19 protein-coding genes and 1 other RNA gene are annotated in these 23,252 nt (G+C 73.0%); 14 read left to right on the forward strand and 6 right to left on the reverse strand.

The features are described from left to right. Genes HD595_RS29705 through HD595_RS29715 form a run of 3 tightly spaced genes read left to right on the forward strand, consistent with a single transcriptional unit; the run spans position 1 to position 2,692 of the window. Positions 1-741, forward strand: a complete 741-nt coding sequence (locus HD595_RS29705) for a zinc ribbon domain-containing protein (RefSeq protein WP_253774730.1) — start codon at positions 1-3, stop codon at positions 739-741. Continuing rightward, the gene (locus HD595_RS29710; protein ID WP_253774732.1) at positions 738-2,123 is read left to right on the forward strand and encodes a bifunctional RNase H/acid phosphatase; all 1,386 of its coding nucleotides are present in this window, start codon (positions 738-740) and stop codon (positions 2,121-2,123) included. The genes HD595_RS29705 and HD595_RS29710 overlap by 4 nt, the downstream gene beginning before the upstream one ends. 26 nt (positions 2,124-2,149) lie before the next feature. Then, on the forward strand, positions 2,150-2,692 hold the full coding sequence (locus HD595_RS29715) for a DUF1697 domain-containing protein (protein ID WP_253774733.1): 543 nt from the start codon (positions 2,150-2,152) through the stop codon (positions 2,690-2,692). Here HD595_RS29715 and HD595_RS29720 read toward each other — a convergent pair. Beyond that, on the reverse strand, positions 2,643-3,497 hold the full coding sequence (locus tag HD595_RS29720) for a MerR family transcriptional regulator (RefSeq protein ID WP_253774734.1): 855 nt from the start codon (positions 3,495-3,497) through the stop codon (positions 2,643-2,645). The two genes, HD595_RS29715 and HD595_RS29720, sit on opposite strands and share 50 nt — an antisense overlap. Positions 3,498-3,592: 95 nt before the next feature. On the opposite strand from HD595_RS29720, the gene rnpB reads away from it, so the two are divergent. The 5 genes from rnpB to infA all read left to right on the forward strand — a co-directional run bounded on the left by rnpB (position 3,593) and on the right by infA (position 6,557). Then, positions 3,593-3,985, forward strand: an RNA gene (rnpB, locus tag HD595_RS29725) — RNase P RNA component class A. Between the two features lie 140 nt (positions 3,986-4,125). Continuing rightward, on the forward strand, positions 4,126-4,578 hold the full coding sequence (locus HD595_RS29730; protein WP_253774735.1) for an alpha/beta fold hydrolase: 453 nt from the start codon (positions 4,126-4,128) through the stop codon (positions 4,576-4,578). A gap of 144 nt (positions 4,579-4,722) precedes the next feature. Next, positions 4,723-5,310 (forward strand): alpha/beta hydrolase, encoded by a 588-nt coding sequence (locus tag HD595_RS46895; RefSeq protein WP_253774736.1) that lies wholly within the window; start codon positions 4,723-4,725, stop codon positions 5,308-5,310. Between the two features lie 232 nt (positions 5,311-5,542). Continuing rightward, positions 5,543-6,340, forward strand: a complete 798-nt coding sequence (locus HD595_RS29740; RefSeq protein WP_253774738.1) for a GNAT family N-acetyltransferase — start codon at positions 5,543-5,545, stop codon at positions 6,338-6,340. Next, the gene (gene infA, locus HD595_RS29745; RefSeq protein WP_253774740.1) at positions 6,333-6,557 is read left to right on the forward strand and encodes a translation initiation factor IF-1; all 225 of its coding nucleotides are present in this window, start codon (positions 6,333-6,335) and stop codon (positions 6,555-6,557) included. The genes HD595_RS29740 and infA overlap by 8 nt, the downstream gene beginning before the upstream one ends. Before the next feature lie 295 nt (positions 6,558-6,852). On the opposite strand, the gene HD595_RS29750 is transcribed toward infA, so the two are convergent. Next, entirely contained in the window at positions 6,853-8,109 is a 1,257-nt protein-coding gene (locus tag HD595_RS29750) for an alpha/beta hydrolase family protein (RefSeq protein ID WP_253774742.1), read from the reverse strand. A gap of 109 nt (positions 8,110-8,218) precedes the next feature. Here HD595_RS29750 and HD595_RS29755 point away from each other — a divergent pair, with 109 nt between their 5' ends. The 4 genes from HD595_RS29755 to HD595_RS29770 all read left to right on the forward strand — a co-directional run bounded on the left by HD595_RS29755 (position 8,219) and on the right by HD595_RS29770 (position 13,002). After that, positions 8,219-9,985, forward strand: a complete 1,767-nt coding sequence (locus HD595_RS29755) for a sensor histidine kinase (RefSeq protein WP_253774744.1) — start codon at positions 8,219-8,221, stop codon at positions 9,983-9,985. Next, entirely contained in the window at positions 9,982-10,629 is a 648-nt protein-coding gene (locus tag HD595_RS29760) for a response regulator (RefSeq protein WP_253774746.1), read from the forward strand. The genes HD595_RS29755 and HD595_RS29760 overlap by 4 nt, the downstream gene beginning before the upstream one ends. Positions 10,630-11,083: 454 nt before the next feature. Beyond that, on the forward strand, positions 11,084-11,794 hold the full coding sequence (gene erm, locus HD595_RS29765; RefSeq protein WP_420540763.1) for a 23S ribosomal RNA methyltransferase Erm: 711 nt from the start codon (positions 11,084-11,086) through the stop codon (positions 11,792-11,794). A gap of 428 nt (positions 11,795-12,222) precedes the next feature. Continuing rightward, positions 12,223-13,002, forward strand: coding sequence for a hypothetical protein (locus tag HD595_RS29770; RefSeq protein ID WP_253774750.1), 780 nt, complete (start codon positions 12,223-12,225; stop codon positions 13,000-13,002). Positions 13,003-13,006: 4 nt separating this feature from the next. On the opposite strand, the gene HD595_RS29775 is transcribed toward HD595_RS29770, so the two are convergent. The 3 genes from HD595_RS29775 to HD595_RS29785 all read right to left on the reverse strand — a co-directional run bounded on the left by HD595_RS29775 (position 13,007) and on the right by HD595_RS29785 (position 17,679). After that, a complete protein-coding gene (locus HD595_RS29775; protein WP_420540723.1) occupies positions 13,007-15,190 on the reverse strand; it encodes a SulP family inorganic anion transporter in 2,184 nt (727 codons plus the stop codon). Positions 15,191-15,387: 197 nt separating this feature from the next. Then, the gene (locus HD595_RS29780; protein ID WP_253774752.1) at positions 15,388-16,926 is read right to left on the reverse strand and encodes a hypothetical protein; all 1,539 of its coding nucleotides are present in this window, start codon (positions 16,924-16,926) and stop codon (positions 15,388-15,390) included. A 225-nt stretch (positions 16,927-17,151) separates the two neighbouring features. Beyond that, positions 17,152-17,679 carry a YbhB/YbcL family Raf kinase inhibitor-like protein gene (locus tag HD595_RS29785; protein ID WP_253774753.1) on the reverse strand — a complete coding sequence of 176 codons (528 nt, stop codon included), beginning with the start codon at positions 17,677-17,679 and terminating at the stop codon, positions 17,152-17,154. Positions 17,680-17,959: 280 nt separating this feature from the next. Here HD595_RS29785 and HD595_RS29790 point away from each other — a divergent pair, with 280 nt between their 5' ends. Both HD595_RS29790 and HD595_RS29795 read left to right on the forward strand, forming a co-directional pair. Beyond that, positions 17,960-18,481 carry a PH domain-containing protein gene (locus HD595_RS29790; RefSeq protein ID WP_253774754.1) on the forward strand — a complete coding sequence of 174 codons (522 nt, stop codon included), beginning with the start codon at positions 17,960-17,962 and terminating at the stop codon, positions 18,479-18,481. A 170-nt stretch (positions 18,482-18,651) separates the two neighbouring features. Next, complete coding sequence (locus tag HD595_RS29795) at positions 18,652-20,343, forward strand: PH domain-containing protein (protein WP_253781360.1); 1,692 nt, start codon at positions 18,652-18,654, stop codon at positions 20,341-20,343. A gap of 87 nt (positions 20,344-20,430) precedes the next feature. Here the strand turns inward: HD595_RS29795 and sepH are convergent, their stop codons facing one another. Then, positions 20,431-23,127: a septation protein SepH gene (gene sepH, locus HD595_RS29800; protein ID WP_253774755.1), complete on the reverse strand. Its 2,697-nt coding sequence runs from the start codon at positions 23,125-23,127 to the stop codon at positions 20,431-20,433. Positions 23,128-23,252: the final 125 nt, after the last annotated feature.

Raw genomic sequence — 23,252 nt, forward strand, 5'->3', positions numbered from 1 at the left:
ATGAAAGCAGCCCCTGACGCCCAGAAGCGACTCCTCGACCTGGCCGAGCTCGACTCCGTCGCCGACCGGCTCGCCCACCGTCGCCGCACGCTGCCCGAGCTGGCCGAGATCGACGAGCAGTCCAAGCGCTACGCCAAGCTCGCCACCGAGGTGATCGAGGCCGAGACCGAGGCCGGCGACCTCGCCCGCGAGCAGGCCAAGGCCGAGGGTGACGTCGACACCGTGCGCGCCCGCGCCGAGCGCGACCAGAAGCGGCTCGACTCCGGCGCCGTGACCTCGCCGAAGGACCTCGCGAGCCTCCAGTCCGAGATCGCCTCGCTGCACCGCCGCCAGGGCGACCTCGAAGAGGTGGTGCTGGAGATCATGGAACGGCGGGAGGCCGCCGACAGCAAGGTCGCCGACCTGCGCGGCAAGCTCGACGAGGTGGCCGCGGCCCGCGGCGCCGCCGAGGACCGCCGCGACGCCGCCCTCGTCGAGATCGACAAGGAGGCGGGCGAGACCGCGGGCCGCCGCTCCGCCGTGGCCGGCGACATCCCGGCCGACCTGCTCGGCCTCTACGAGAAGCTGCGCGAGCAGTACGGCGTCGGCGCGGCCATGCTGCGCGGCGGCCGCTGCCAGGGCTGCAAGGTCGCGCTGTCCATCGCCGAGATGAACCGCATCAAGGCCGCCCCCCACGACGACGTGCTGCGCTGCGACGAGTGCCGCCGCATCCTCGTCCGCACCGCAGAGTCGGGCCTGTGACGTCGTACGTCATCGAGGCCGACGGCGGCTCGCGCGGCAACCCGGGGCCGGCCGGTTACGGCGCCGTGGTCCGCGACGCCTCCGACGGCCAGGTGCTGGCGGAGGCGGCCGAGGCCATCGGCGTCACGACCAACAACGTCGCCGAGTACCGCGGGCTGATCGCCGGTCTGCGTGCCGTCCTCGACGTGGGCGGCGAGGGGGCGTCGGTGGCGGTGCGCATGGACTCCAAGCTGGTCGTCGAGCAGATGGCCGGCCGGTGGAAGATCAAGCACGAGGGGCTGCGCCCGCTCGCCCTTGAGGCGGCCGGGCTGGCGCGGCGGCTGCGCGTGACCGAGTGGACGTGGATCCCCCGCGCCAGCAACACCCACGCCGACCGCCTGGCCAACGAGGCCATGGACGCCGCCGCCAAGGGCCTCACCTGGACCCGCTCCGCCGCCCCGGCTGACGCGTCCGGTGGCGGCGCGGCGTCGCCTGGCGTCGTGTCCGGTGGTGGCGCGGCGTCGCCTGGCGTCGTGTCCGGTGGTGGCGCGGCGTCGCCTGGTGTCGTGTCCGGTGGTGGCGCGGCGTCGCCTGGTGTCGTGTCCGGTGGTGGCGCGGCGTCGCCTGATGTCGTGTCCGGAGGTGGCGCGGCGCGGACCGCCGCTCGTTCCGGGGACCAGACGGACCTCCTCGACCTCGCCGCCCCCACGGCGTCCGTCGCCGCCGAGCAGCAACGCCGGGGCGGCCGCCCCGAGGGCGTGGGCACCGGCTGGGCGCCGCCCACCCGGGTCGCGACCTCCCTGCTGCTCCTGCGCCACGGCGAGACCCCGCTCTCGGTCGAACGCCGCTTCTCCGGGCTCGGCGACCCCGAGCTGACGCCCCACGGCCTGGCCCAGGCCGAGGCCGCCGCGGAGCGGCTGTCCCGCCCGCCGTACCGGCTGGACGCCATCGTGAGCTCCCCGCTCGCGCGCGCCCGCCGCACCGCGCAGGCGGTCGCCGAGAAGACCGGGTTGTCCGTCGAGGTGGACGACGACCTCCGGGAGACCGACTTCGGGGCGTGGGAGGGGCACACGTTCACCGAGGTCCAGCGCCGGTGGCCGGAGGAGCTGACCCGGTGGCTGGCCGACTCCGACGCGGCGCCGCCGGGCGGAGAGAGCTTCACCGAGGTGGCCGAGCGGGTGCAGCGCGCGTCCGACCGGCTGCTCGAACGCTACGAGGGCCGTACGGTGCTGGTCGTCTCGCACGTGACGCCCATCAAGACGGTGCTGCGGCTCGCCCTGATGGCCCCGCCGGCGGCCCTGTACCGGATGCACCTCGACGTCGCCTGCCTGTCGCTGGTCGAGCACTACGCCGACGGCGGGTGCGTGGTGAAGTCGTTCAACGACACCGCGCACCTTCGCTGAACCGGCCGTCAGGGCAGGATGGAGCCGTGCCGACCACTGTCGCGCTGCTGCGCGGAATCAATCTCGGATCGCGGCGGCGGGTGGCCATGGCCGACCTGCGAGGCTGGCTGGACGAGCTGGGCTGCGCCCGGGTCAGGACCTTCCTGCAGAGCGGCAACGTCGTCTTCGACAGCGACGAACCGCTCTCCAGCCTGGGCCCGCTGATCGAGGCCCGGCTGGCGGACGGAGCCGGCTTCCCGATCGCCTGCGTGCTGCGGACGGCCGGCGAGTTGCGCGCCGTCGTCGAGTCCGACCCGTTCGGCGACGTGGCGACCGACGGCACGCGGTACCTCGTGTCCTTCCGCGCCGCCCCGGCTCCGCCGCCGCCCTTCGCCCGTGCCGACTTCGAGCCGGAACGCTTCCACTTCGGCGAGCGCGAGTCCTTCTTCTGGCTGCCGGACGGCATGCGAAACTCCAGGCTGCTCGCCGCGGTCGCGAAGGCCGACGACGGCGCGGCCACGATGCGCAACTGGAACACCGTCACCCGGCTCCTCGCGCTGGCCGAGACCGCACCGAACGGTCGGGGATGAACGGGAAGGCGACGTCGGCCACATGCTCCTCCGGACCGGCCGTGTCCCAGGTGGGGTGGTAGATCTCGCGCGCCGACAGGCACGGCGTCACGTCGTGGTCGTCGAGCCAGACCTGCAGCGCGTCGTAGGCGGGCAGGATCGCGGGAAGGCCGCATCGTTGCTTGGCGACCATGACGTACGCCTCGCGATGGGCCGGCTCCAGCCGCAGCCCGATGCGGCCGGCGGGCTCGATCGGGCTGTCGGTGGGCACGCAGACCTCGACCGGTCCGTCGGAGTCCTGGCTGACGGTGCCGTGGAAGACGGCGAACGGTGGCCCGGACAGGCAGCCGGCGAACGCCGAGAGGTGGCCGAACAACGCGGCCGAGGCCTCGGTGATGAAGCCGGCCAGCGAGGCGGCGTCCACGTGGCCCTGGATGGAGATGACGCGCTGCTCGGGGACGTCGCGCTCGCGGACCTCGTACGTGCTCGCGCCGTCCTCCAGGAAGACGTCCCGGATGTAGGCCAGGACGGACTGCTGCGCCCGCCACTCGGCCTCGCGTCGCCCCCAGAACTCCGCCACGGCATGCGCCGCGTCCGGCCCCGTCAGCCGCAGCACCCGGCTCACCTCCGCCAGCGGCATGCCGATGGCCCGCAGCAACGTGATGCGCCTGGCCAGCGCGAGCTGCGGGCGACCGTAGCGGCGGAAACCGGTGTGCGGATCGACCTCGGCGGGCGGCAGCAGACCTTTGGCGTCGTAGAGCCGGAGCGCCTTGACCGTCAGGTTCGAGCGCGCGGAAAACTCCCCAGTAGTCATCAAATCGGACACGAGGCCAGTATGGTGACTGCCCCAGGGGCAGAGGCAACGCCCCGAACACACTTGTGCCTTGGGATGCCGGGCGTTTTGGTAGGGTCACAGGCAGACGAGCCGGCCGGGCGACCGCGTCGAGCCCTTCGCGGGGCTCGCCGAGGAAGGTCCGGGCTCCACAGGGCAGGGTGGTCGGTAACGCCGACCCGGGGTGACCCGCGGGACAGTGCCACAGAGAACAGACCGCCTCCCGTCCGCGGGAGGTGAGGGTGAAACGGTGGTGTAAGAGACCACCAGCGCCCACGGTGACGTGGGCGGCTCGGTAAACCCCACCCGGAGCAAGGTCAAGAAGGGACGCTCCTCGGAGCGTCCCGCGCGCGGCGTTCGAGGGCTGCCCGCCCGAGCCGCGCGGGTAGACCGCTTGAGGCCGCCGGCAACGGCGGCCCTAGATGGATGGTCGCCCCTTCGGCAACGAAGGACAGAACCCGGCCTACAGGCCGGCTCGTCACTCTCATCCCTTGGGTTCTCAGTTCGGCGAGCGACGCGCGGTATGGCCAGTCGATCTACGATTGAGGCCTTATGCGACGAAAGATACCCATACTCGCTACAGCCCTCATGATGTTAGCGACGCGGGCCCGGCAACTCCGGCGTGAACGACATCCTGCGGCCGTCCGGTTTCAGTGAGGACGTTCAGCGGCGGTTCGACATCGTCAGCTTCGACCCCCGGGGCGTGGCCCGCAGCGGCTCGACCACGTGTACGGCGTCGGTGTACAACGAGATGCCGTACCCGGTGATGAGCAGCCAGGCCGACTACGACAAGTGGGTGGCCTTCGACGCGAAGCTGCACGCCGACTGCCGCAAGCAGACCGGTCCGCTGTACGACCACCTCGACTCGGTCAACGTGGCGCGGGACATGGACGCCATCCGGGCCGCGCTGGGCGAGGCCAAGCTGACCTCCTACGGCGTGTCGTACGGCACGCTGGCCCAGCAGATGTACGCCGAGATGTACCCGAACCGGATCCGGGCCATGGTGCTGGACAGCAACATGGACCACAGCCTGAACGTCAAGGGCTTCCAGGTGACCGAGGCGGCCACCGTCTAGGACAGCTTCGACGAGTTCGCCGCCTGGTGCGAGCGGGACACCGACTGCGTCCTGCACGGCCGCGACGTCAGGGCGCTGTGGAAGAAGCTGCTGGAGAAGGCGGACCGCGGCGAGCTCTACTGGCCGGGCTTCACCGACCGCCCGGTGAGCGCGCACAACCTGCTGTGGCTGGGCGTGGTGCTCAACGAGGCTCCGGCCTGGCGGCAGGAGGCCAAGGTGCTGCTCGCCCTGGACGGCGGGCCCGTGCCGGACGACATGGGCAACCCGCCCGGCAACGGACCGGTGAACGGTGAGTTCGCCGAACTGCCGACCGCGATCCTCTGCCAGGACTGGAACCTGTCGCTGCGCGACTACGCCGAGTACGCCGACGTGATGCGCGCCTCCAACGCGGTGGCGCCCGACCTGCGCTACAACCCGATGCCGATGGGCGACATGCCGCTCTGCCAGGGCAGCCAGGTCCCGGTCAACAACCCGCAGCACCGGCTGCGGTACAGGGGGAGCACGCCGCTGCTGGTGGGCACCTCCATGCACGACCCGGACACGCCGTACGAGTGGTCGGCCAACGTGGCGCGCCAGCTCGGCGCCAAGGCCAGGCTGCTCACGTACGAGGGCTGGGGCCACGGCATCTATGGCATGACGCGGTGCACCACGGAAGCGATGGACGACTACCTGATCTCGCTGACCGTGCCCGCACGCGGCGCCCGCTGCCCGGCGGAGGAGCCGCAGGGCTGAAACCGGACGGTGCCGGGCTGACACCCGCCGGCTCGGCACCGGGCCGGAAACCCGTTGGACGTGATCGTGTGTCCGCTGATATGTTTCCGCGAACCGTGACAAACACGCGAGGAGGTGAGACCCATGAACGTTGTATCGATGTGGGTGCTCCCCTCGTCGTCACGGTAAGGCGATTCGACGTAGGTGTCGCCCGGGAGCGCCGCAACAGGGCTATCCCGGAAGGTGACACCTCATGGAATCTGCGCATCTCACCGCCCGTACCGACGGGCAGGCCGTGACGATCGAACGCGTCGCCGACGGCTCATGGCACGCCGTGGAGGACGACCAGGTGGTCGGCCGCGGCGACCTCTCAGGCAGGCCCGACGGGCGGATGTTCGTCAGCGTCGACGCCTGGCACTGCGCCGTCTTCGACCGGCTCGCCGGCGCCATGCTGGCCGAGCTGCCGAGGCCGCTGCACACGCTGGTCGGCGAGGACGACCTCGACCTGATCTCCCACTGGGAACGGGCCGGGTTCACGGCGCGGCGGCGCGAGTGGGAGTGCCTCGTGCCGACCGACCCGGCCCTCACGGGGCTCGGCCCGGCGCTCCCGCCGCCGGGGGTGACGATCGGCCCGGCGGAGGAGGACCCGCTGCGGGTGCTGGACCGGGTGATCCGCGACGAGGTCGAGGCCGCTGTCGGCTGGCGCGAGATGCCGGCCGAGGTGCTGCCCCGCCCGGCCGCGCCGGACCTGTCGAGGTACACGGTGGCGGCGGAGGCCGGCGAATACGTGGGATACGTCCGGCTGGCCGCGGTCACCAGACAGCCCCGGATCGGGCTGGTCGCCGTACGGTCCGGCCACCGGCGCCGCGGGATCGGGCGGGCGCTGCTCGCCCGGGTGCTCGACGACCTGCACCGCCGCGGGATCGAGGCGGCGTCGGCCGAGGTGAACGAGTCCAACACGGCGGCCATGGCACTGTTCGAGGCCATAGGTGCCCGCCGTACGGGCAGCAATCTGGAACTGGTGCTGGAAGGAAGTGAACACCATGGCTAGATCAGCAGGCGGCATCGAAGTCGAAGGCACCGTCACCGAGTGCCTGCGCAACGCCACCTTCAGGGTGGAGCTGGAGAACGGGCACAAGGTGCTGGCCCACATCAGCGGGAAGATCCGTAAGAACTACATCAAGATCCTCCCGTTCGACCGGGTGCTGGTGGAGCTCAGCCCGTACGACCTGAACCGCGGCCGCATCCTCTACCGCTACCGCAACTGAACCCCCGGCGCCTGACTCTCCGACGCCCCCCGCTGACCGTTGCCGAGGCCACTGCGCTCCTGGTCGCCACCGCGACGCCACCGCGACGCCACCGCGACGCCACCGCGACGCTGCCGCGCCGGCAGCGGCCCGCGGGAGCCGGGCGCCCCGGCACCGGCAGCGGGCGGGCGCGCTCCACGGATGAAGGTGGAGCGGCCGTGCGGCAGATGGGCGGCGTCGGGGCCACTGCGCTTGACCAGGGTCGCTCCGCCGGCGCCTTGGACTCGTCACCATGCGACCGGGCCGAGGGACAGGCTCACGGACCCCAGAACTTCACCTCCGGATATTCGGCCGAGGGACCGTCCAGGAGAGGGCGGCGTTCGCCGCGCAGGTGCGTGTCCAGGAAGGCCGTGACGTAGGCGCGGGTGATCCGCAACGAGCGCTCTCCGTCGATCGGGGACGCGGGCAGCCCGAGCTGTGGCTGCAGCACCGCGTAGTCCACGAAGCTCATGTGCTCGGCCCCCGTGACCGTCAGCCAGCGCTTCCAGTCGCCGGTCAGATGCGTCCAGAACGCGTCCCACGAGCCCTGCTCGCCGCTCGTGCCCGGCTGCTGCCGCGGGTTGCCGATCATCATGAACGGCTTGCCGATGTCCTGGGCGGGGGTCCTCGGGTTGTACGAGCCGTCCAGGTTGACCGCGGCCCGGACGCGCCGGCTCACGGGCAGGAGATGGGCGGCGCTCTGCCCGCCGACCGAGTGACCGACCATCGCGATCCTGCGTTCGTCGATGAGGCGGTTCCAGCGCCCGGCCTTCACCAGCCGGTCCAGCACGAACTCCGTGTCGGCCGCGCGGACCCGCGCCACCTTCTCGCCCAGCTCGGGCGTCTGCCCGCCCCTGCCGGCCTCGAACGTCGCCGTCCTGCCGTCCGGGAACGAGGTGGCCACGGCCTCGTACGTGTGCCCGATGCCGGCGACCACATAGCCCCTGCTCGCGAACTCCTCGGCCAGCGAGGTCAACGTCGCCCGCGGCAGCGACATGCCGGGGGACATCACCACCAGCGGCCTGCCGCCCTTCCGGCCGAGCGCGGGCGCGTCGGTCGTGGCGTACGTCCTGGTCTTCGCCAGCGTGTCCGGCGGCAGGTCCGTCAACTGCGGAACGCCGCGCAGGATCAGCTCCGACTCCTGAGGCGTGACGTACGGGGCGGGGCGGCCGGTCGCCTTGCGCGCCGGATACCAGACGGACACCATCAGCTCCCGCGCCTTGCGGTCGGGCACCCAGGGGTCCGGGCGGCTGGAGTCGACCAGGTGGAGAGTCGAGCGTCCGACCGGGTGCGGACCGGTCGGGCGGGGAAGGGCGGGCGTGACGGTGGCCGCGCTGTGCGCATGGGGACGCGACTCGGCCGCCGCCTGCCCGGCCTGAGGAGCCAGGTCGCCGCCCGGGTGTGTCAGGGCGGCGGGCACGGATCCGTTCGAACGGGGTGAAGCGGACGCGGTGGCCGGGGCGGCGCCCATGAGTGTCGAGGTGCCGATGCAGGTGAGCGCGAGCAGAAGGCCCGCGACGGCGTTCTTCTTCATGCCGCCCAGCTTCATGGAGCACCGGGCGGCAGCGTATCCGGCGAAAGAGACGGAGCACGTTCGACTTTCGTAGGGGGTCGTCCGGCCGGACCCCCGATAACCTCGGGCCATGACGTACGGCGACGGAAGCGTTATCGAGCGCATCATGCCGTGGGCGCTCGGTGCGGTGGTGTCCGCGCTGTCCATGGCCTCGGCGACGGGCAGTGTGGGCGTCGCCTCGGGGCTGCCCTGGCCGCTGCTCGCGGCGATGGCCGCCACCTCGGGCGCGGTCGCGGTGTTCGCGGCCCTGGGGGAGCGGGTGTCGCCGCACGCGGACGAGCCGGTGTCCTGGCAGGCTGACGGGCGGACGTCGCGCGATACGGGCGCCAAGCCATGGCACCACATAGGTCGCAGGCTGTGGCGCCACATGAGTGGGAAGCCGTGGCGCCACATGAGTGGGAAGCCGTGGCGCCACATGAGTGGGGAGTCGTCGCGTCGCTCAGGTGCGGAGCTTTCGCGTCACATGGGTGGGCGTCGGTTGTGGCCGCTCGCCCTCGTGGGCGCACTGCTCTACGTGTGGCTGGTGATGTGGCCGGCCGCCGCCGCGGCGTCCTACTACGCGGGCACACGGCTGCGCGGACGCGCCCTGTGGTTGTACTGCGGGGGAGCGGTCGCCGTCCTGGCCGCGGGCGGCGTCGTCTCCCATTTCAGTGGCGGCCACCGCATGCTGGTCGCGGGCACCCTGCCCAACATGGTGGTCATGGGCGGCGCGCTGCTGGGCCTTCCCCTGATAACCGGCCTGTGGACGCGGGCGCGCAGGCAGGTGATCGACGCGATGCGCGAGCAAGCGGCGCACCTTCGCCGGGAGCAAGGGCTGCGCGCCGACCAGGCCCGGGCGCAGGAACGCGCGCGCATCGCGCGGGAGATGCATGACGTGGTCGCGCACCGGGTGTCGCTGATGGTGCTCCATGCGGGGGCGCTGGAGCTGCGCGCTCCGGACGAGCCCACGGCCGAGGCGGCGGCCCTCATCGGCCGTGTCGGCCGCGACGCGCTGACCGACCTGCGCGAGGTCCTCGGGGTGCTGCGCTCAGCGGGCGGTGTCTCATGTGAGGTCGAAGTTCCGGCGTCACCAGAGGACGATGCCGCGTCATCTGGGTGTACGGCTACGTCACGAGAGGACGGTGTCGCGTCATCCGAGGGGGTGGCGGCATCGGGTCCGGCCACAGGGTTGCGGGTCGCGTCCGGTGATGGGGTGAGTGGCGATGCGTTCGTGCCGGTCGATGGCGTACCGGACCCTCGGCCCGCGTTCACCGATCTCGTAGGGCGGGATCAACTGACGGGCGGTGCAGAACTCCATCCACAACCGACGCTCGCCGACCTCGACCGGCTGCTCGACGAGTCGCGTGCGCTGGGCGTCGTGGTCAGCCGCCATGACGAGGGGGAGGCCCGTCCGCTGACGTCCACGGTCGAACGCACCGCGTACCGCGTCATCCAGGAGGCTCTGACCAACGCCCACAAGCATGCGGGCGACACCAGGATCGACGTGTTCGTCCGCTATCTGCCTGCGGATCTTGAGGTGGTGGTGCGCAACACGGCACCGTCCACGTCCGGCCGCGGGCGTCCGGATGGCGGGGTGTCGCAGGAGAGGCGTCCGGGTGCCGGGGACGGGTTGCCGGGGTCCGGGTGGGGGCTGGTCGGGTTGAGGGAGCGGGTGGAGCTGGCCGGGGGCTGCCTGGTGGCCGGTCCTCATGTCGCAGAACGGGTCAAGGACGGGTCGAGGTGTGACGAGGATGCCGACACTCGGGTCGCGGTGAGTGGCCGGAAGGGTTCGGAGGTCGGGGGCGGCTTGTGCGGCGAGGCGGGGTTTCGGGTGCTGGCGCGGATACCGGCTCCATGATCCGTGTTCTGGTGGTCGACGACGAGGAACTCGTCAGGTCCGGGTTGCGGATGATCCTGGAGGCGGCGGGCGACATGGCGGTCGTGGGTGAGGCTCGGGCCGGCGACGAGGCCGTGTCCGCCGCCGCCCGGCTCAGGCCCGACGTCGTGCTGATGGACGTCCGCATGCCGGGAACCGACGGGTTGACCGCCGGTGCGCGTCTGATGGCGGGGCCGCGGGCGCCGAAGCTGATCATGCTGACCACGTTCGACCTGGACGAGTACGTTCACGAGGCGCTGCGGGTGGGCGCCGTCGGGTTCCTGTTGAAGGACACGCCGCCGCGTGACCTGGCCGCCGCCGTGCGCACGGTCGCGGCCGGGCACGCCATGCTGTCGCCCACGGTCACCAAACGAGTGATCAGCTCGTTCGCCGACAGAACACCTTCCCGGGCGGAGGCCGCGCGCGGCCGGCTCGCGACGCTGACGGCCCGCGAGGAAGACGTGATCAGGGCCGTGGCCCGCGGCCTGTCCAACGCCGAGATCGGCCGCGAGCTCAAGCTGACCGAGGCGACCGTGAAGGCTCATGTCAGCCGGGTGCTGGCCAAGCTGGGCCTTGCCAACCGGGTCCAGGCAGCCATCCTGGTCCACGACGCCGACCTGGGCTGATGGGGATCTGTTCTTCTCGTCCAGGACACGGGTGTGGTGCAGCCCTGGCCTGCGGATCATGCTCAGCGGCGTCGCCCGGTAACGCCTGGCATGGCGAGACCACCCTCTGGCATCCGTGAGCGTCGCGATCGTCGGCAGCCGGTACGTCGGGGAAAACGCGTTGCGCCGGGACGGGACGTTCCCTAAGGTCTCGCGCATGACAGGCTTCTGCATCTGCTTCATTCGCATCCGCTCCGGCCGGGCCCAGGCCCGCTAGGAGCGATTTCCTCATCGCCTCCGGCGTGCCCGGGGCCCTTCGAGATCCCTTTTCTCTCGAAGACCCAGAAGGGCAACTGCTGTGGCGCAGTCTTTCGCCTTCGGCGACTATTCCCACACCCAGAAGAAGACCGCCCAGAAGAAGGGCGGCGGTCGCACGCCCAGAGATCGGGCGCGACGCGAGCTCTCCCAGAACTTCCTGGTCGATCGGCATGCTCTCGAGCAGATCGTCAAGGCGGCCGAGCCGGCCGGGCTCATCCTCGAACCCGGCTCCGGCGAGGGCGTCCTGACCATGGCGCTGGCCTCGGCCGGCGCCCGCGTCGTCGGCTACGAGCTCGACCCGCTGCTCGCGGCCAAGCTGCGGGCCAGAACCCGGGACATCGCGGGCATCGAGATCGTGAAGGGCGACTTCACCGCGGCCCGGCCGCCGGAGGAGCCGTTCGCGGTCGTCGGCAACATCCCGTACTCGATCACCTCGAAGATCGTGGACTGGTGCCTGACGGCCGAGCACCTCACCTCCGCGACCCTCCTCACCCAGCTCGAGTACGCGCGCAAGCGCTCGGGCGACTACGGCCGCTGGAGCCTGGTCACGGTGCTCAGCTGGCCGTGGTTCACCTGGGAGCTGCTCGGTCACGTCGAACGGACCAGCTTCCGGCCGGTGCCCTCCGTCGACTCGGCCATCCTGCGCATCGAGCGGCGGCCGGACCCGCTGGTCGGGGATGAGGCGGCCTATCGGGATCTGGTGGAGCTGGGCTTCACCGGGGTCGGTGGGTCGTTGCGCGCCTCGCTTGAGCGGCATTACCGACATGTCTCTCGGGCCTTCCGTGTCGCGGGCATCGCTCCTGACACGGTCGTCGCCTTCGTCCATCCGGATCAGTGGATCACGTTGTTCCGGGAGCTGCACCGCTGACCGGTCCGCGGACGCACCGCCCCCTTGCCCCGGCCGAAGCCGCCGCCCCCTCGGCGAAGCCGCCGCCCCCTGGGCGAAGCCGCCCCCAGGGCGAGGCCGCCCCCCTGACGGAGGTTGCTGCCCTGGTGGAGGCTCGCCGCCCCTGCCGAAGGTGTCGCCTCTGATGGCGACGGTTTCGCGAGGGCGGCGGCTCCGGGGCCGGGGGGCTCCGGCGTAGGGGGCGGCTCCGGGCAGGTGGGGGCCCTGGGTAGGTGGGGGCTCGGGTAGATGGGGCGGGAGGGAGGCTCGGGTAGAGGGGCGGTCCTGCCGGGGCACCGGGTGCGGAGGCGAATCCCGTCGTGAGCGCCGTCGGCTCCGTCGCCAGGCTGAGGGGTCGTCACTCGGCCGGTGGACGACGCGGCAGGCCCTCGCCGCCTACCGTCGGCGGCGTGTTGAACGACCACGTCACCTTCCGCCGCCTCGCGGCGGGCACCCTGCTCATCGCCGCCCCCCTGCTCCAGGCGGTGGCGGTCATCGTCGACCCCGGCACCTGGGGCGACGACCGTGAGGCGGTCAGCTACGGCTCCAACCCCGCCCTCGCCCAGACCGAGTCCGCCCTCTACCACTGGAGCTGGATGCTCATGGGCGTGGCCGCCATCGGCCTCGTCCACCTCACCAGGCAGCGGGCGACCCGGCTCGGGCACGTCGCCGGCGCCATGACGGTCATCGGCTACCTCAACCTGTCGGCCCTGCTGATGATGGACCCCGTCGAGTGGTGGCTCGGCCGGCACCACCCGCCGGAGCAGGCGCAGAAGATCCTCGACGAGATGCTCGACCTCCCGGGTGTGATCATCGGGTTCCAGATGCCGTGGGTGCCGCTCGGCCTCATCGGCCTGCCGCTGCTGACCGTCGCCGTGTGGCGGTCCGGGTTCTCCGGCTGGTGGGTGCCCGTGACGGTCGTCGTCGGCTACGGAGGCGGGTTCGCGGTCGACTACGGCCCGCTCACGGTCGTGCTCTGGGCCATCCCCGTCGCCGGGCTCGGCACGCTCGGGGTCAAGGTCCTGCGCATGGGCGACGACGCCTGGGCCGCCCTCTATGCGCGGCGAGGGGCGCAGGAGCCGCCCCCACCCCTCCCGGCCGCCGAGACCCTCCCGGCCGCCGAGACCCTCCCGGTCGGCGAGACTCTCCCGGTCGCCGAGAGCGGTGAGCACCGGCGCCACGCCAGGTGACGGGTCAGATCTTCACCGACACCGTGGACGGCAGCGGCGGGAGCATCTGGACCCGGGCCGAGCCGATGTCGAAGTACAGCCCGACCAGCTCCAGCCGCCCCGCCCGTACCTGCTCGTCCACCTTGCGGTGGGTGCGGAGGTTCTCGAGCTGCTGCTGCACGTTGATCCGGCAGAGCTGGTCGAGCGCCCGCGAGTCGAGCGGCCCGTCGGCGCTCTCGATGAACCTGGCCAGGCTGTGGTGTCCGTGCCGCAGCCAGCGCCGCATCCCCGGCAGGCTGCCGGCCTTCACCCCGCCGCTCAGCAGCCCGGCCATGGCCCCGCAGCCCGAGTGCCCGCACACGGTGATCGTGTGGACGCCCAGCACCTGCGTGGCGTACTCGATGGCCGCCACCACCGAGTCGTCGTGCGGCTCGGCGCCCCGGCGGGGCACCAGGTTGCCGATGTTGCGGACCGTGAACAGGTCGCCCGGCCCGCTCGCCGTGATCAGGCTCGGCACCACCCGGGAGTCGGCGCACGTGATGAACAGGTGCGACGGCTGCTGCTTGTGGGCCAGCTCGGTGAGGATGGGCCGCACCAAGGGCGCCGTACGCCGGTGGAACTCCCGGGCGCCCGCCGTCAGCCGGCACTCGGGCCGGTCGGGCGGCCCCACCGGCGGCTCCGACGACGGCTCGGCCGAGGGCCGGACGGGCCGGTGGTGCCGGTGCGCCCACGGCAGCCACCACCGGTCGGGCGCCCGGGGCGGCTTCTTGGCCTGATAGGTACGGGCGCCGCTCGCGGCCAGCGCGTACCACTCGTCGTGCAACTCGTCGATGTCCACCGTGCCACCGGACCGCTCGTGGTTGAGCCGCCAGGAGTGGATGGCCTCGAAGGCGGCGTTGTCCATGAAATCGATGTTGAGGTCGAGGTCCACGGCCGAGCGCGGCGGGATGGCGCGCAGCTCGTGGGTCAGCCGCGGCACCCCCAGGAACGTCAGCGACCCGCTGATCGACACGTGCCACCGGCCACCGTCCACCGGCTCGTGCGTCTTGACCGTCACCCACGTCAGCCGCCGCAGCGCCATCACGGCGGCCAGCGCCAGGCCCGCCACCACGCCCTCGGCCAGGCCGAGCACGACGACCGCGAGCATGGTCGCGACGTAGACCGGCACCTCGCCGTGGCCGTGGACTTTGCGGACGTGGCCGAGGTTGACCATCTGCACGCCGATGAACACCAGCAGCGCCGCCAGCGCCTCCATGGGGATGAGCTGGATCGTCCAGCCGAACCCCAGCGCGAACATCAGCACCCACACCCCGTGCAGCACCGTCGACGTGCGGCTGCGGGCGCCCGCCTGGACGTTCGCGGTGCTGCGCACGATCACCCCGGCCACCGGCAGGCCGCCGAGCGCGCCGGAGACCATGTTGGCCGCGCCCTGGCCGGTCAGCTCCTGGTCGAGGTCGGCGCGCGGCCCGGCGTGCATGCCGTCGACCGCCACCGAGCACAGCAGCGACTCGACTCCCGCGAGCAGCGCCACCAGCAGCACGGCCGCCACGATCTCGTGCCAGTCGCCCTGCGGCAGCACCGGGAACGCCCACGTGCCGAAGCTGCCCGACAGGTCGACCCGGGTGACGTCCCACTGGAACGCCCACGCGACGAGCGCGGCCACGAGCAGCGCCGCGAGCGGCGCGGGCACCACCTTGATCTGCTTCGGCAGCCGCGTCCACAGCGCGAGGACCGCGATCGTGAGCAGCCCGACCGCCACGGTGTGGCCGTGCATCGCGGCCACCTGGGCCGGCAGCTCCATGAGGTTGGCCAGGGCCGAGCGCTGGGGGCTGCCGCCGAGCACGATGTGCAGCTGGGACAGCGCGATCACCACGCCGACGCCCGCCAGCATGCCGTGGATCACGGCGGGGGAGACGGCCAGCGCCGCCCGGGCCGCCCGCAGCAGGCCCAGCACGAGCTGGACCGCCCCGGCCAGCAGCGTGATCATGCAGGTCGCCCGCCAGCCGTACGTCTGGACGAGGTCCGCCACCACCAGCGAGAGGCCGGCGGCGGGCCCGCTCACCTGGACGACGGAGCCGCCGAGCGCTCCGGCCACGACACCGCCCACGACGGCGGCTATGAGTCCTGCGGCGAGGGGGGCACCCGAGGCCATCGCGATGCCCAGGGAGAGGGGCACCGCGACGAGGAAGACCACGAGCGAGGCAGGCACATCGTACCTGAGAGTCCTCAGCCCGTTACTGTGAGTGTCGCCGGTCATGCCGCAAACCCTAGTGCCCCGCCGGGGCGGGGCTTCAGGGTCGTCACCGGGTTTTACGCAATCCAGGGCTGGCGCGGCGGCGCGCCTGGCTGCGACGCCGGCCGCCGTCACTCTCGCGGGGCCGTGAACGGGACGGCCCCGCGGCGGGATCAGCGGTAGTAGTCGGGGAAGTCCGGCTCGGGGGTGGCCCGGCGACGGCCGCGGCCGCCGCCGTTCTGGCCCGGACGCGGGGCCTCGGACTTGCCGTACATCTCGTTGTAGGTGGGCCAGCCGCCCGTGCCGCCGGTGGACGGCGACTCGGGCCAGCCGGGGCCGCCGGGCTGGCCGGCCGCGCTGGTGAAGTCACCCGTCTCGTACGCGATGGACTGCGGCACGGGCGGCGCCGACAGCACGTCGTCGTGGGGCGAGACCGCGCGCGCCGGAGCGGTGGGCACGCCCGTCGCCGGGGAGGGGCCGGTCAGCGGGTCGCTGTCGTCAGCCACGGCCCAGCCGGCCCGCACCTCGTACGAGGCCGGGTAGGAGCCGGACGGCTGCTGCGGCTGGAAGCCCGGCCACGACCCGGAAGGACCGGAGGCGGCGGCCGGAGCCGGAGCCGGGGAGTCGTCGAGGATGTCGTGCGACGGCCAGGAGCCGGACGCGGTCGGCGCGGCGGGAGAGTTCCAGCCGGCGTCGAGGGCGTCGGCCGCGTTGTTGGCCGCCGGGAACGGGTCGCTCGTCGGCGCCCCGTGGATGGGGGCGACCGGCGTGGCGGGGAAGGAGCCGCTGCTCGCCGGGCTGAACGCGCCGCCCGCGGCGGCGAACGAGCCGGTCACCGGGCCGGTGGTGGGCAGCGGGCCGGTGGCGACGCCGTTGCTGGACAGGGAGCCGGGGGCGCCCACGGCCGGGAAGGAGCCGCTGGTGGCCGGCGCCCCGTTGCTGGACAGGGAGCCGGAGGGCAGCGGGTCGGGGCGGTTGGCGGGCACCGGCTTGGCGCCGGCGCCGAGGATGCTCATCACGTCGGCGGGCGGGGCCGCGAACGTCACCGTGCGCTGGTCGGCCAGGTCGGACGCCGACGGGACGGGACGGGGCTGCACGGGCTCGACCAGGTCGGCGAGGCCGGCCGTGGGAGCGGGGACGGGAGCGGCGGGCTCGCGGCGCGGCCGCTGCGTCCGCTGCGGCAGCGCCGCCTGGACGGTGGTGGCGTCGGGATCGACGGCGGCGGCCTCGCGGCGGGCGGGACGCTTGCGCTCACCGGTGCGCTCACGCCCGGCGGGACGGGCCGCCGCGGGCCGCTCGGGCTCGCGCTCGGCGGGGCGGGGGGCGGCGGGCTCGCGCTCGTCACGCTCGACGGGGCGGGCGGCGCCCTTGCGGGCCGCGACGGTGCCACCGGCGCCGAAGCCGCCCTCGGTGGCGTCGCTGCGGATGGTGGCCCAGAACTCCTCGTCGTCCTCGTCGTTCGTCGGGTTGCCCCACTCGTCGACGCCGCGCTTGCCACGCTGACCGGTGCGCACCGGTTTGGGCTTGACCTCGTCGATGGGGCTGAAGTCCGGGCTGAAGTTGGCCATGCGGGGCTCGTGGGCGGCGAACTCGTCCGTGGACCGAGCGTGGGTCTGCTCTTCCTTCTCGATCATCTGCTTCAGCCGCTCCGGAGGAAGCGAGCTCTCCCGCCGGCTCATCGAACGCATGCCCAGTGCCACGACAGCGATCACGAGGAGCACGACAGCGACCAAGCTGACTACGACCGCGATCATTGCACCACCCTCAATGCCATGGCCTCCCTGTGGCGCCGGTGAGGTCGCGCGGCCATCGACGCGACCTGCCCCCATTGATCACCAGCGCCTGACAATTGGATCTGATTGTGTCGGACCACTGCGAGCGTTGTCACACCCTAAGCGAAGAATTGGTAACGATTACTACACCGGGTGTTTGGAACCTCACTCGATGTTCACCGCCGTCAGTCGACCTCGGGCGATGGTCTTGTCGGCGATCTCCCGCAGGATCTCGGGGAGGGGAGCGCCCTCCTTCGCCTGCACCTTCGCCGACAGCGTGTAGACCGTGAAGCGGTAGCTCACGCCTCGCGCGCACGGAGGCTGGTAGCCGACCTTCCCGCTGGTCACCCGGGCCTGGCTGGAGCCGTCCGGAGGGTTCTCCGCCGCTCCGGGGCCGAGCTCGGTGGTGGTCGCGGGGATGTTGTACAGCACCCACTGCACGCCCGACTCGGACTGCGTGTGGGAGTCGACCACGATCGCGATCGACTTCGCCTGGGGGAGCGGCTCGCTGGACCAGCGCAGCGGCGGGCTGCCCTGGGTGCCCTCGCACGAGTACTCGCGCGGCAGCGGCTCGCCTTCGCGCAGCTCGGGGCTGGAGACGTTGATCTGCGCGATCTCCTTGGCCTCCGATCTGCCCACCAGGAAACTGGCGCCGCATCCCGACAAGGCCAGCATGGCCGCCACCGCTGTCACAGTGACAACGATGGGTCCCATGCGTCCAGTCGTGTTACACAGCCCCATGTCGCATGATGCTACGCGGCCATGAGGCGTGCGCCGACCGTTTCGCGAAGGTCGGTGAATGGTAAAGAGACCCAAAGGGGCCAGAAACCCGACATCGAGACCGTGTATTCGCAGGCGAGGCCGGTCGTCACCGTCCGGCCGCCCGCGCGGCGCCGGATTCCCGGCGGAGGATGCGGCCGGCGGGGATCCGGGAGAGATCGCCCGGGGGCGGGCGCGGCTTAAGCTGGTTTGCGTGACCGCAACTGGCCCGCTACGGGATCCGGCGCACCGCGTCTCGCCCAAGGCCGTCCGGCTCTGGCTGATGGAGGCGCTGGTCGCCTTCGTGCTGCTGGTCGGCGGCTCGTTCCTGGCCGGAAGGTGGGTCGGGGGGAGCGGGTGGCCGTGGGTGCCCGACTGGTTCGCGGCCCGGCCCTGGCTGCTGCCGGTCGCCGTGGGCGTGCTGACGACGCCGTTCCTGCTGGCCGAGCCGTTCGTCCGGTACGCCGTGCACCGCTGGGAGCTGTCCGGGGACGTCGTGTACGCGCGGACCGGGTTCCTGACCAGGGAGTGGGTGTTCGTGCCGGTGAGCCGCATCCAGACGGTCGACAAGGCCCAGGGCTGGCTGGAGCGGGCGCTCGGGCTGGCGACACTGGAGATCCGCACCGCCTCGCACGCGGGCTCGTCCACCATCAAGGGGCTCGACTACGCGGTGGCGGCGGGGCTGGCCGAGCGGCTGGCGCACCGCGCCGAGCAGCTCAGGGACGACGCCACATGACCCATCCCGCGCAGCCGCCCCAGGACCCCGCACCGATGGGGCCGCCGCCGATGGGCCCGCCGCCGGGGGGCCCGCCTCAGGGCGGGATGCCGCCGGGTGGGATGCCCCCGCGTGGTGTGCCGCCGGGTGGCATGCCCCCGGGTGGGATGCCTCCGGGCCCGGTGCCGCCGGTGGGGCGTGAGTCGGTCGCGCCGTTGCGGCTCAGTCCCAAGGTGCTGCTCATCGACCCCGTGCGGATGCTGCCGTCCCTGTTGCTGCCGCTGGTCGGCGTGCTGTTCGTGGGCGGCTTCTCCGGCCGCTCGTACGTCTGGGCCGCCGTCGGTCTCGCCGGCACCGTCGCGTTCGCCGTGGTCAGGTGGGCCACGCTCACGTACGAGGTGCTGGGCGACCGGCTGGAGATCAGACGCTCGCTCGTCAGCCGCTCCGTGCGCACCATTCCGCTCGAACGCATCCGCGGCGTCGACGTCTCCACCCCGCCCCTGCACCGGGTCCTCGGCCTGGCCGTCCTCAAGATCGACACGGGGGCGAGCGGCGGCGACGAGGAGGGCAGGCTCGACGGCGTCACGCAGGGGGAGGCCGAGCGGCTGAAGGCCGTCCTGCTGCGCCGGGCCCGCCCCGCCGCCGCCGGCGTCCCCGCCCCCGCCGGGCCGCTCGCCGGCGAGGCATCGGCCGCGCGCCGCTCCGGCCGCACGATCATCGAGGTGCCGCGGGTGTGGCTGCTGTACGGCCCGCTGTCCGGCACGTACCTGCTGACCCCGTTCGCGCTGGCCGGCGGCGCCGTCGGGCTGGCGTTCCAGTGGGGGAACGACCTGGGCTTCGGCCGCGACGCCGCCTGGACGGCCGGCGAATGGCTGTGGCACCACCCGTACCTGCTGCTCGGGGTGGCCGTGCTGCTCGTGCTGGCGATGCCGTTCGCGGGCGGCCTCATGTACGCGGTGTTCAACTGGGACTTCCGGCTCATGGAGCGCGACGGCTACCTCGTGGCCGAGCGGGGGCTGATCAACCGGCGCAACGTGTCGCTGGAGTCCAGGCGGGTGCGCGGGTACGAGATCGTCGAAGGCTTCGCGGAGCGCTGGGCCGGGGTCGTACGCGTCTGGGCGATCGTGACCGGGCTCGGCGACTCCTCCACCCGCGGCCAGCTCCTGCCGGACGTGCCGCGGCCGGTCGCCTTCCAGGTCACGGCCGACGCCGTCGGACCCTACCGGGCCGAGCTGCGCCCCCATCCGCCCATCGCCCGCAACCGGCGCCTGTTCCGCGCGGTCTTCCCGTGGGCGGCGCTGGCGGTGCTGGCGGTGCTGGGGGAGGCGGTGACGGGGTCGTCGCTGTGGTGGTTCCTCGCCGTGCCGGCGCTGCTGCTGGCGGTCCTGGGCGTGCCGCTGGGGCTCGACCGCTACCGCTCGCTGGGCCACGGGTACGACGGGGTGCGGCTGGCGGTCCGCTCGGGCTCGCTGCGGCGCTCGCAGGCCGTGGTGGAACGCCGCGCGGTGGTGGGCTGGCGCGTCAGGCAGACGTGGTTCCAGCGGCGGGCCGGGGTGTTCACGCTGATCGCCGGGGTCGGCGCGGGGAAGGGCGGCTACGAGGCCGTGGACGTGTCCCGGGCCCAGGTGGTGGGGCTGCCGGTCGAGGTGACGCCGGACTGGGTTGCGCCGTTCCTGCCGGGGGCGGGTGCTGAGGATCGGTCGTCCGTGCGAGCGCCGGGGGCGGGCGCTGAGGAGGGGTCCTCCGCGGCGGCGGGTTCTGAGGCGAGGCCGCCTGCCGGGGCGGGTGACGCGCCGGGAGGAACGGTCGATGGAGACGGCGAGGGGCGGCCTCGCGCGTCCGACGACCAGAGGGCGGGCGGGGGCGGCGCTCCGGCCTCCTGACGGCACGGGCCAGGGTGGCGGCCCTGGGGACGCCGTTGCACAGGCGTCGCCCAGGATGCCGCCCGATCCGTCAGGCCTGGTTCTCCGTCAGTCCTGGCGCCGGGCGCCGAACATGATCTCGTCCCACGTGGGCACCGAGGCGCGGCGCCCCCTCGAACCCTTGCGCGCCTGCCGGGCCGCCGGCGCGGGCGGCGGCGAGGGCACCGGAACGGGGGATCCGTCCTTGCCTCGCTTGCCCCGGTCGTTGCGGGGGTCGGGCTTGGGCTCGTCCTTGGGGCCGGCTGCCTTGGGCTCGTCGTCCTTGGCGGCCGTGTCCTTGTCCACCGCTTCCTTGTGCACCGCTTCCTTGGCCGCAGCGGCCTTGTCCACCGCGTCCTTGTCCGCAGTGCCGGTGGGCGTGTCCTCGTCGGCGGCGTCGTTCACCTGAGCCGTCTCCTCCTTCTGGGGGGATGGCTGTGGGGTGGGCGCCGGCTTCGGCTTGGGTACGGGCGGCTTCGACTCCTCCGAGGCCGCCGGCGTCGCCTCGCCGGTCGTGGCGGCGGGCGTCCCGGTGCCGGACGGCTCGGCGGTGGTCTCGGCGACAGGCGCGTCGGGCGTGTCGGCGGCTGGTGTGCTGCCGGGCTCGGCGGTCGGGGTCTCCGCAGACACCTCAGTGGCCGGAGGCGCTTCGGCGGCCGGGGTCGCCGGGGGTGCCTCAGCAGGTGCGGAGGCGGCCTGGGTCTCCTCAGCGGTTGTGGTGGCGGGTGCGGCGGACTCCGTGGTGTCGTCCGCCGGCGCCTGGGCTGCGGGTGTCTCGGTGCTGGGCCCGGTGGCGGGCGCGTCGGGCGTGTCGGCGGCTGGTGTGCTGCCGGGCTCGGCGGCCGTGGTGGAGGGCGCGCTCGACTGCGCGGTGTCGTCGGTCACCGCCTCGTCGGTCGGCGTCTCGGTGCCGGACGGCTCGGTGCTGGGCTCGGTGCTGGGCTCGGTGGCGGGCGCGTCGGGCGTCGCCGCGACCGGTGCGCCGGTGGGCTCCGCGGGCGACGTGGTCGTGGACGCGGCGGTCTCACCGGTGGGCTCGGTCGAAGCTGTCTCGACGGGCTGCGGCGCGGCATCGGCGGCCGTCTCGACTGCGGTTGCGGGCGCGGCCTCTTCCCCGGTGCTCGGGGCTACTTCAGGCTGCGTGCCCTCAGCGGGCAGAGCGGCTTCGGGCTGGGTGTCCGCGGCAGGCTGGGCGTCCTCAGGCTGCGTGGCCGCAGCAGGGAGGGCGGCCTCCGGTCGCGGGGTCTCGTCCGGCTGAGCATCACGCGCCGTGCCCTCGGAGGGAGCAGTGCCCTCGGAGGGCGCCGTGGCCGGTGACGTCTCGGCGGCGGCAGGCGCCGCCTCCGAAGGCGCCTCCGTTCCGGTCGAGGCGGCGGCCGGGACTGCGGTCTCGGACGAAGTCGGGGCAGCGGTCTCAGGCGAGGTCGGAACGTCGGTCCCCGTGGGAGCCTGCTCCGTGACCGCCTCAGGCGAGGTCTGCCCCGGAACGGCCTCAGCGGGCGAGGTCTGTCCGGGGACGGTCTCAGCGGGTGAGGTCTGTCCGGGAACGGCGCCAGTGGATGAGGTCTGCCCGGGAACGGCCTCCGACGGGGACTCGGGCGCCCGGCCCGTGTCGGACGGCGGCGGCGTGACCGGCAGGAACGCCGGGGTCGGCTGGCTGGGCGTCTGGCCGGACGGCGTTCCGGGGAACGCGTCGGCGGGACGTTGCTGGGACGTGTCCGCGGGACGCTGCTGGGACGGGTGCGTGGCGGGCGCGTAGTACGCCTCCGCCTCGTGCCCCGTGCCGCGGTCGCTCGTACGGCCGGCGCCGAAGTCAGGCAGCCACGCCGGAGCGCCGCCACGGCGCGAAGAGTCGCCGGGACGGGACTGCGCGTCCCCGCGGTCGCCCGCGCCCGGAGCTTCCGCGCCCGCCTGATCCCCGGAGCCGGCGGCGCCCGAGGCGGACGCGCCGGGGGACGAGGCCGGGGGACGGTCGAAGCCGAACTCGCCCGGCGGGCGCCCGTAGATGCCCTCCGTGCCGCGCGAAGGCGAGGGGAAGCCCACCGCGGGCTCCTCGGCCTCCGAGTCGCGCCGCGCCACCGAGGGGAACGGCACCGGGTCGGAGGAGGCCAGCGGCGGGACCGGCTGCAGCTTGGCCACCCGCGGCGCGAACGGCGTGACCGTGGTGTCCTCCACCGGAGGGCTCGGGTCGAAGTCGGCCGACGACAGCCGCAGCGCCTCGTCGTCGTGGGGGGTCACGTGGCGGCGGCGCGGGTCGAAGAGCCATTCGGCGTGCCGCGTGTGACCGTTCCACACGTAGCCGAGCTTGACGCGCCAGAGGCCGTCGTCGCGCTTGGCGGAGTCCCAGTCGATCTCGTCGGTGGGCACGCCACGGCGGGTGAGCCGCTCGGCGACCAGCTCGCCGAGCGTGGGGCCGGACGAGGACTCGCCTGGCATGCGGACGGCGACGCGCTGCGCCTGCTGGGCGACGTACTCGCGCTCCTGGAGCACCGGTCCCTCGAACCAGCGGACGCGTTCGACCGGGATGCCGGCGGTCGCGGCGATCTCCTCCGCGGTCTCTCCCGCGCGGATGCGCGCCTGGATCTCCTTGGGGCGCAACGGACTCTCCACTTCGATCTCGTACTGGCCGAGACGGGAGAAGTTGCCGCGGACGGCAGCACGGAGCCGGTCGTCCACGGGAAGTGTGAAGCGGGTGCCTCGCCCGGCAGTCGCCAGCACGAGATAGGTGCCGTCCTCACTTACCGCGACGAGTCGGAGCTCCTGCATGCGAGTCCCTTCGTCAGCGTGCTCATTCTTCCCCCGGACCCTTGAGTCTCTCGCGTGTGCCGGTTGCCTGCCAGCACCGTACCCGGCATGTCCGAACATCGCCTTCCTGGGATAGCCCCGGGACG

Origin of the sequence: Nonomuraea roseoviolacea subsp. carminata (genome assembly GCF_024172185.1) — a bacterium.
GTDB lineage: Bacteria > Actinomycetota > Actinomycetes > Streptosporangiales > Streptosporangiaceae > Nonomuraea > Nonomuraea roseoviolacea.

Excerpts from the sequence above, each read along its gene's own strand:
- HD595_RS29760 (WP_253774746.1), top strand. The coding sequence starts at position 9,982 with ATGATCCGTGTTCTGGTGGTCGACGACGAGGAACTCGTCAGGTCCGGG.
- HD595_RS29750 (WP_253774742.1), bottom strand. The coding sequence starts at position 8,109 with ATGAAGAAGAACGCCGTCGCGGGCCTTCTGCTCGCGCTCACCTGCATC.
- sepH (WP_253774755.1), bottom strand. The coding sequence starts at position 23,127 with ATGCAGGAGCTCCGACTCGTCGCGGTAAGTGAGGACGGCACCTATCTC.
- HD595_RS29755 (WP_253774744.1), top strand. The coding sequence starts at position 8,219 with ATGACGTACGGCGACGGAAGCGTTATCGAGCGCATCATGCCGTGGGCG.
- infA (WP_253774740.1), top strand. The coding sequence starts at position 6,333 with ATGGCTAGATCAGCAGGCGGCATCGAAGTCGAAGGCACCGTCACCGAG.
- HD595_RS29705 (WP_253774730.1), top strand. The coding sequence starts at position 1 with ATGAAAGCAGCCCCTGACGCCCAGAAGCGACTCCTCGACCTGGCCGAG.
- HD595_RS29740 (WP_253774738.1), top strand. The coding sequence starts at position 5,543 with ATGGAATCTGCGCATCTCACCGCCCGTACCGACGGGCAGGCCGTGACG.